Origin of the sequence: Haladaptatus sp. W1, from assembly GCF_001723155.1 — an archaeon.
Taxonomy (GTDB): domain Archaea; phylum Halobacteriota; class Halobacteria; order Halobacteriales; family Haladaptataceae; genus Haladaptatus; species Haladaptatus paucihalophilus.
Genome location: NZ_MEIH01000139.1, coordinates 1 through 2,269, shown reverse-complemented (window position 1 = coordinate 2,269; position 2,269 = coordinate 1). Strand labels below are relative to the sequence as shown.

The 2,269-nt window shown below is 62.8% G+C and carries 3 pseudogenes; 2 read left to right on the top strand and 1 reads right to left on the bottom strand.

From position 1 onward, the window contains the following. A pseudogene (locus BG842_RS07850) lies at nt 1-587 on the bottom strand (DUF5781 family protein); the annotation flags it as partial. 141 nt (nt 588-728) lie between these two features. On the opposite strand from BG842_RS07850, the pseudogene BG842_RS07845 reads away from it, so the two are divergent. Next, nucleotides 729-1,912: pseudogene (locus BG842_RS07845) on the top strand (GTP-binding protein); the annotation flags it as partial. A 17-nt stretch (nt 1,913-1,929) separates the two neighbouring features. After that, nucleotides 1,930-2,269: pseudogene (locus BG842_RS07840) on the top strand (hypothetical protein); the annotation flags it as partial.

Sequence of the window (2,269 nt, the reverse complement as noted above, 5' to 3'; positions counted from 1 at the left end):
GAGGTCGTAGAGGCGGTGGTCGCGCGGAACGAGGTCGTGACGCTCGACCATGGCGAGTGCAAACGCGGCGTTGACGGCGGTCATCTCCGGGTCTGACGTGGCGGTCAGTCGCCGTCCGCGAACCTCGGCGGGGCGGTCCGCGACCGCCGCCGCGAGTTCCGATTCGAGGAAGGTGACGAGTTTGTCGCTCGGACCGACTCGGAGCGTGATGTCGTCGGCGTAGATGTCCTTCATGTGGTTCGCGATTTGATAGCAGTGGGTGAGCTTCCGCCGCTCGACCGACTGTCCGGCGAACGCGAGGAACAGCACTTCCGCGGTTGACTGGGTGTGCGAGGGGTGAGACTGCTCGTTGCGCGCCATGTGGGAATACTCGTGGAGCGCGAGCTCGCGGGCCATGACGCTGGTCGCGGCCTGCCGCGAGATGTTGAGCACGTGGTGGTCATCGGGGTGGGCGGTCCACGTCCGTTCGTCGGGGTCGTCGCGGACGCGCACGTGGACCGGTCGTCGAGGTCGAGTTCGGTTTCGAAGATGTCGGAGGCGCTGAGAAACGGGCTCGGGGACGTCAAACCGTGTACTCGGATATCCATGCGTGTCGTTGGCACGGTCTACACCGCCATTACTCTTGTGCCATATGTGACTGTTTAGCAGGGAAATGGCCCGTTTCCGGCCGTTTTACGGGCGGGAAAACACTACGCTTTTCAACCTCGTACAGGTAGGGATACCCATATATGGGTAGACGAAAGAAGATCGTCGAACAGTGTGAGCGGCTCATGGACAAACCGGAACAGATCCGGAATATCGCCATCGCCGCCCACGTCGACCACGGTAAAACGACGCTGACGGACAACCTTCTCGCTGGTGCGGGCATGATCGCCGACCAAGGCGAAGCCACCCAGTTGATGATGGACACGGAGGAGGACGAACAGGAACGCGGTATCACCATCGACGCGGCGAACGTCTCGATGACCCACGAGTACGAGGGTGAAGACCACCTCATCAACCTCATCGACACGCCGGGCCACGTCGACTTCGGTGGCGACGTGACTCGTGCGATGCGCGCCGTCGACGGTGCGCTCGTCGTCGTGGACGCGGTCGAAGGCGCGATGCCGCAGACGGAGACCGTCGTCCGACAGGCACTCCGCGAGGGTGTTAAGCCGACTCTGTTCATCAACAAGGTGGACCGACTCATCTCGGAACTCCAAGAGGGTCCCGAGGAGATGCAACGCCGCCTGCTCAACGTCATCGACGACGTGAACGAGCTGATTCGCGGCATGACCGAGGACATGGACGACGTGGACGACTGGACCGTCTCCGTCGAAGACGGAACCGTCGGATTCGGGTCGGCACTCTACAAGTGGGGTGTCTCCATGCCGTCGATGCAAGCGACGGGCATGGACTTCGGCGACATCATGGACCTCGAACGCAACGACAAGCGCCAGGAGCTTCACGAGAAGACGCCGCTGTCGGACGTCATCCTCGACATGGTCTGTGAACACTTCCCGGACCCCATCGAGGCGCAGCCCCGTCGTATCCCGCGCGTCTGGCGTGGTGACGACGACTCGGAACTCGCCGAACAGATGCGTCTCGTGGACCCGGACGGCGAAGTCGTCCTGATGGTCACCGACATTGGTATCGACCCGCACGCTGGCGAAATCTCCGCCGGTCGTGTCTTCTCCGGTACGCTGGAGAAAGGGCAAGACCTCTACATCTCCGGGACTGTCGGAACGAACCGCGTCCAGAGCGTCGGTATCTACATGGGTGGCGAACGCGAGGAAGTGGAGCGCGTCCCTGCGGGAACATCGCGGCCGTCACCGGTCTGAAAGACGCTATCGCCGGTTCCACGGTATCGAGCGTGGAGATGACGCCGTTCGAGTCCATCGAGCACATCAGCGAACCCGTCATCACGCAAACGTCTCCCCGGTGGCCGCCATGATCGATATTTCGAACCACACGCAGCAGGTGCGATACAACGACACGGTGTCCGTTTCGGGGCGCGTCCACGCTGGGCAGGTCGGCGCAACCGACGTGCCGGTTGCCGTCTTCGTTGGGAAGACGCGAGTGGGAACGACGCGTACCGGTCTGGACGGTTCTTTCTCGTTCGCCGAGACGCTGAATGCGAGTATTCCCGCCGGTCAGAATGCGCTTCGCGTCGTACTCCCCTTCCGTCACCGCGCGTTGAACGCGCTGAACGTAACGGCCCCGGCCGTCGTCGAATCGTCGCCGACGACGCTCACTCTCTCGGGGACGGCCGGGAAGGCCCGGAACGTAA